Raw genomic sequence first — 5966 nt, forward strand, 5'->3', positions numbered from 1 at the left:
CTGTGCCGGGTGGCAGCAAGACTCAGAGGGTGAAGCGCTGGGTCATATGGTGCAGGGTATTGGCCAGCTTGCTCAGCTCGACACAGGCCTGGGCGGTCTGCTGCGCCCCCTGGGCATTCTCGTCGGCGGCGGTGTGGATCTTGACGATGCTGCGATTGAGCTCCTCGGTGACCGCGTTCTGCTGCTCGGTGGCGGTGGCGATCAGGGTGTTCATGTCGGTGATCTGGGTGACGGCACCGTTGATGCTGTCGATGCTGCTCCCCGCCTCCCGCGCCAGCTCCACGCTCTCCTGCATCTGCTGACGGCTCAGTTGCATGGCGCTGCCCGCCTCGGCGGTGCGCTCCTGAAGCACTTCGATCATCTTGCTGATCTCGGCGGTGGACGCCTGGGTACGCTGGGCCAGACTGCGCACCTCGTCTGCCACCACCGCAAAGCCACGGCCCTGCTCGCCGGCACGGGCCGCTTCGATGGCCGCATTCAGTGCCAGCAGGTTGGTCTGCTCGGCGATGCCGCGAATCACGTCCAGCACCATGCTGATGCTGGCGCTGTCGGTCTCCAGTTGCTGCACCACGCTCCCGGCCTGCTCTATCTGACGGGAGACCTGCTCTATGCTGCCGATGGCGCTGCGTACCACCTGGTTGCCCTGGGTGGAGGTGCGGGAAGCCTGCTTGGCCGCCCCCATGGCGTCCGTGGTGTTGCGAGCCACCTCATTGACCGTGGACTGCATCTCGTTCATGGCGGTGGCGACCTGAGAGACCTCTCCCTGCTGGCTTGCCATGCCTTTGGCGGACTGCTCGGAGATGGCGCTCACCTCCTCTACCGCGCTGCTGAGCTGGCTCACCGAGCCGGAGATTTCGCTCACCAGCTCTGCCAGTGCCCCCTGCATCCGGTCGATGGCCGACCCCAGCTGACCCAGCTCGTCGCGGTTGAAGCGGTTGCCGCGGACCCACTCCTGCAGCTCGCCCCGGCCGAGATCGCCGCTCGCGATGCGCTGGGCCTGACGGGCCAGCATGATGAGCGGGTCGCGGATCTGGCGGGTCAGCACCACCGAGAGGGCGACAACCAGGGCCAGGCCTATCACCAGGGCCAGGGTCACGCTCAGTTTGGCGCTGTCAAAGGCGTCCACCACCTCGGCACGGGAGCCCACGGAGTAGCCGTGGTTGATGCGGATAAGCTCACCCACCGACTTGGTCAGATTGGTATAGAGGGTGACCCCCTCCCCCATGAAGAGGTGCTGGGCTTCGGCCATCTGTCCCGAGTCCTGCATCTGCCGGATGCGCTGGTGCAGGGCGACATATCGCTCCCAGTCCGCCTTGACGATGTCAAAGGCTCGGCGCTCCTCCCGATCCTCCGCCCAGATGGTGCCATCGTGGGCCACTATCTGGCGCGCAGCCTCTTGCAGGCTCTTCTCGCTCTCGTTGCGATAGCGGGCCTTCTGCTGGGCATCGTCCGCCACCAGGAAGACATCCAGTTCGTAGCGGCGCAGGGCATTGATGGTCTCGCCGAGGGTGCTGGTGCGCACGACGGCGGGCAGGATGCTGTCGGTAAAGCCGATGGCGGCGCGGTTCATCTTGCTGAATTCAAACAGCGAGAAGCCGCCGATAAAGGCCATCATCAGGCCGAGTACGGCAAAGCCGGCGGTAAGTTTTTTGCCTATCGTCATGGTGTTCATGGCATGTCCTGCATGGGGGAAAACAAGTGGCATTGCTGGGCGCAGGCCTGGCCTGCGCCTTCACTACCCTCCTTGGCAGCACATCTCGTCCCTGTCGGCGCGCACAAGGGCGGGCCTGGGGGTGTCGGCGTCAACCAGACCGTCCGACAACACGGAGAGCCATAGCGACCGACACGGTCACAACTTTAGGTATTTTTCAAAAAAAGTGAGGGAAAGGAGCCGGGGCCTGTCGGCGACAGGCCCCGGGAGCACTACCCTTTCAGACCACCGAGGAACTCGGCGCGGGTGTCGGGCTGGGTCTTGAAGACGCCGCCCAGGGAGGTGGTGGTGGTGTAGGAGGTGGAGTCCATCACGCCACGGGCCTTCACGCAGAAGTGGGTCGCCTTGATGCTGATGGCCACGTCCCTGGTGCCAAGCAGGGTCTGCAACGCCAGCAGGATCTGCTGGGTCAGCCGCTCCTGTACCTGGGGACGACGGGCGAAGAACTGCACGATGCGGTTGATCTTCGACAGGCCAATCACCTTGCCGCGGGGAATGTAGGCCACGTGGGCAAAGCCGTCTATGGTGACGAAGTGGTGCTCACAGGTGCTGGTGAGGCTGATGTCCCGCACCATGATCATCTCGTCCACCTTCATCTTGTTCTCGATCACCGTCACCTTGGGGAAAGTGGCATAGTCGAGGCCGGAGAAGATCTCGTTCACGTACATCTTGGCAATGCGGTGCGGGGTCTCGGCCAGACTGTCGTCGGCCAGATCCAGTCCCAGCGTCTCCATGATGGCGCGCATATGACCTTCGATTTTTTCCTTTTTCTGCTGGCCGCTCAATTCATTGGCCACCAGAGGTGTCTCAAGGCCCTCGGCCTCGAGCGCCGCCCTGACCAACAGGGCTTCCTGGCTTAAGCTCGTCATCGTGTTTCTCTCCCACGCTCAGGGACTGTGCTGACCTGCGGCATGGTGCCGCGGCGCAATCTTACAGGGCGATTATTGTCATAATTCTGTCTAACTCAAGCCCGGTGCCCGACTTTATGCCAAACCACCCCGTTTTGTCCGCACCGGCCTGCCCATTCGGGGGCAAGGCGCACGGCCGTGCCGCCTCTTCCCCACCTGCCATCCCGCGCAAGCCTCGCTCTGGTTACCCATCAGGAGGTAATTCAACGGGATAGCGCCCCATAATCCGATCACACCGGGGCATCTGCCCCCCATTACCGCACCTTCGGCCTGCCCATCGGAGCGGATTTTTGGGATAATCCGCCCCCTACACACCAGAGAGGTCATGATGATGGGATTCGATACCGGTGCACTCCTCCCCTTGGACAAGGCCCTGCAAGGGATGCTGGAACAACTCACCTGCTGCTGCGAGACGGAGCAGTTGCCCCTGCCCCAGGCGCTGGATCGGATCCTGGCCGAGGAGATAAGCTCCCCCCTCTTCGTCCCCCCCTTCGACAACGCCGCCATGGACGGCTATGCCGTGCGCCTGGCGGATCTCGCCGCCGGGGTGCCGCTCCCCGTGGCGGGCAAGGCCTTTGCGGGCCAGCACTTTGAGGGGGAGTGGCCCGCTGGCCACTGCATCCGCATCATGACCGGGGCCCCTGTGCCCCCGGGTGCAGACGCTGTGGTGATGCAGGAAGAAACGCAAGCCGGCGACAACGGGATCACTTTCCTGACCCGCCCCGTTGCTGGCCAGAACATCCGTCGCCGCGGCGAGGATCTGGCGCAGGGTGCCCGGGTGCTCGAAAGCGGCCTGCGCCTGAGCCCCAGGGAGCTGCCGCTGCTCGCCTCCCTTGGCATCGCGAACGTCACGGTGCGCCGTCCCCTCAAGGTCGCCATCTTCAGCACAGGGGACGAGCTCAAGCCTCTGGGCACCCCGCTCCAGCACGGGGACATCTACGACTCCAACCGCTACGGGGTCAAGGCGATGCTGAGCCGCATGGGCTGTGAGTGCCTGGACCTTGGCATCATCCCCGATGATCCGGCGGCCCTGCGCGCCGCCTTCTTGCAGGCCGACCGCGAGGCCGATGCCCTGATCACCACCGGGGGCGTCTCGGTGGGGGAAGCGGACTTCACCAAGCAACTGCTCGAAGAGCTCGGGGAAATTGGCTTCTGGAAGCTCGCCATCAAGCCGGGCAAACCCTTCGCCTTTGGCCGGTTGCCAAACGCCTGGTTCTTCGGTCTGCCGGGCAACCCGGTCTCCGCCATGGTCACCTTCGATCAGCTGGTGCAACCGGCCCTGGCCAGGCTCGCCGGTCAGCAGTTTGCACGCCCGCACCCCCTCCAGGCCCTGGCGACAGCGCCGCTCAAGAAGAGCCCGGGGCGCCTGGACTTCCAGCGCGGCATCCTGAGCGTGGGCCCGAATGGCCTCGAGGTGCGCAGCACCGGCTCCCAGGACTCCGGGGTGTTCAGCTCCCTGTCCCGGGCCAACTGCTACATCGTGCTCGAGCAGGAGCGCGGCAAGGTAGCCGCCGGTGAGACGGTCACCGTCGAGCCCTTCTCGGGGCTGCTGCTGTGAGCGAGATCTTGAGCGACGCCGAGCTCCTTCGCTACAACCGCCAGATCGTGCTCAAATCCTTCGACTTCGAGGGGCAGGAGGCGCTCAAGCAGTCACGCGTGCTGGTCATCGGCGCCGGGGGCCTCGGCTGCGCCGCCAGCCAGTATCTGGCGGTGGCCGGGGTCGGCCACCTCACCCTGGTGGATTTCGATCGGGTGGAGCTCTCCAATTTGCAGCGCCAGGTGCTGCACAGCGACGAGCGCATCGGCCAGCTCAAGGTGGAGTCCGCGGCGACGTCCCTGCGCGCCCTCACCCCCTGGCTCGAGGTGGAGACCCACGCCGCCCTCGCCGACGAGGCGCTGCTCGATGCCCTGCTGCCAGGCCATCAGCTGGTGCTCGACTGCACCGACAACGTCGCCATCCGCAACCTCCTCAACCAGCGTGCCCGCCAGCACAAGGTGCCCCTGGTCAGCGGCGCCGCCATCCGGTTGGAAGGGCAGCTCTGCAGCTTCACCTGGCAGGAGGATGAACCCTGCTACGCCTGTCTCAGCGCCCTCTTTGGCGATCAGGCCCTCACCTGTGTCGAGGCGGGGGTACTGGCCCCCGTGGTGGGGCTGGTGGGCAGCCTGCAGGCGCTCGAGGCCATCAAGCTGCTGGCGGGCATGGGCAAAAGCTACAGCGGCCGCCTGCTGATGATCGACGGTCTGGGTGGCAGCTTTCGCGAGCTGAAGCTTCCCAAGCGCCCCGACTGCCCGGTCTGCTCAAGGCCCTGAGCGGCAGAGCGCGCCCACAAAAAAGCCGAACCCCCGGGGTTCGGCTTTTTTATCTACCTCTGCTGTCTGCTCCCCTCAATGGGTTGAGAGGATCCGCTGCAACAGATGATTGAACCCGGCGGGATCTTCCGCCGGCCAGGCGTGGTGACCATCCGGGGTGTGGATGGTGGCATTGGGCAGGGAGGCGAACTGCTCCACCCGCCGCGCCAGGGGCAGATAGTCGTGACTGGTGGAGATGATGGCCACCGGCTGCCAGAGGGTGCCGAGACGAGCCCGCACCGACCAGCCAGGCAGCGCCTCCAGCAGCGCCTTGTAGGTCTTCTTTTTGTTGCGCACGAAGCGCCCCCGGAAGGTGTGGCGCACCTGGGCGAGATCGGGGCCGGGAAAGAGCTCGCGACCGAGCCACCACGCCAGCGGCCGCATGCCGAACCAGCGCAGCCACTTGAGGCGCATGGCATAGCGCTCCTGCTCCTTTGGCGTCTCCAGCAGAAATTCGCTGAAGCCGTTGACCAGCACCAGCCCCTGCACCTTGGGGGGCAGTTGCAGTGCCAGCTCCAGCGCCACCATGGCACCGAGCGACAACCCCACTACCCAGGCAGGCTCGGGCTGCTCGTCGAGCCAGCGGGCCACGTCCGCCGCCAGGGTGGGCACGTCAAAGGGCCCCTCCTGCATGCTCTGGCCGTGGCCGCGCAAGTCGATGGCCACCACCCGGTAGCGCTCGGAAAAACGCTCGATCTGCGCCTGCCAGTCGAGGCTGGAAGAGCCCAGCCCGTGCAGCAAGAGCAGCAAGGGCCCCTCCCCCGCACTGCGCAGGGCCAAGCCATGGGATTTCATTACCTGATTGCGACGCACCCGTCCCCCCTTTCTCGACGCCATGCCGGCCACTCATGGCCAGCCAATCCGTACTCCGGTCCCCTGTCTACCCCTCTCCCACCAGGCTCACCGCCTTGATGTAGGCGTAGAGGCGCATGGCCGGCGTCAGGGCGAGCCGCTGCGCGGAGCGGCTGGGGATCCGGGCCAGCAGTATCTGCTGCCCC

General features: G+C 65.4%; 6 protein-coding genes. 2 read left to right on the forward strand and 4 right to left on the reverse strand.

All coding sequences use genetic code 11. The annotated features are described in order from the left end of the window. Positions 1-22 precede the first annotated feature (22 nt). Positions 23-1672, reverse strand: a complete 1650-nt coding sequence (locus tag AACR77_RS15035) for a methyl-accepting chemotaxis protein (protein WP_042882553.1) — start codon at positions 1670-1672, stop codon at positions 23-25. 251 nt (positions 1673-1923) lie between these two features. Further along, positions 1924-2580 (reverse strand): GTP cyclohydrolase I FolE, encoded by a 657-nt coding sequence (gene folE / locus AACR77_RS15040; RefSeq protein WP_010674171.1) that lies wholly within the window; start codon positions 2578-2580, stop codon positions 1924-1926. A 370-nt stretch (positions 2581-2950) separates the two neighbouring features. Between folE and moeA the strand changes: the two genes are divergently transcribed. Continuing rightward, the gene (gene moeA / locus AACR77_RS15045) at positions 2951-4177 is read left to right on the forward strand and encodes a molybdopterin molybdotransferase MoeA (protein WP_042882608.1); all 1227 of its coding nucleotides are present in this window, start codon (positions 2951-2953) and stop codon (positions 4175-4177) included. Then, complete coding sequence (moeB, locus tag AACR77_RS15050; protein ID WP_042882555.1) at positions 4174-4929, forward strand: molybdopterin-synthase adenylyltransferase MoeB; 756 nt, start codon at positions 4174-4176, stop codon at positions 4927-4929. The genes moeA and moeB overlap by 4 nt, the downstream gene beginning before the upstream one ends. A 75-nt stretch (positions 4930-5004) precedes the next feature. Here moeB and AACR77_RS15055 read toward each other — a convergent pair whose 3' ends face one another. Together AACR77_RS15055 and AACR77_RS15060 are read right to left on the reverse strand one after the other, a co-directional pair. Further along, positions 5005-5781, reverse strand: coding sequence for an alpha/beta fold hydrolase (locus tag AACR77_RS15055; protein WP_042882557.1), 777 nt, complete (start codon positions 5779-5781; stop codon positions 5005-5007). Positions 5782-5848: 67 nt separating this feature from the next. Continuing rightward, positions 5849-5966: TOBE domain-containing protein (locus AACR77_RS15060; RefSeq protein ID WP_042882559.1), on the reverse strand; the 118-nt coding region annotated here is incomplete at its 5' end.

The sequence above is a fragment of the Aeromonas sp. ZOR0002 genome, assembly GCF_963866995.1.
GTDB lineage: Bacteria > Pseudomonadota > Gammaproteobacteria > Enterobacterales > Aeromonadaceae > Aeromonas > Aeromonas caviae.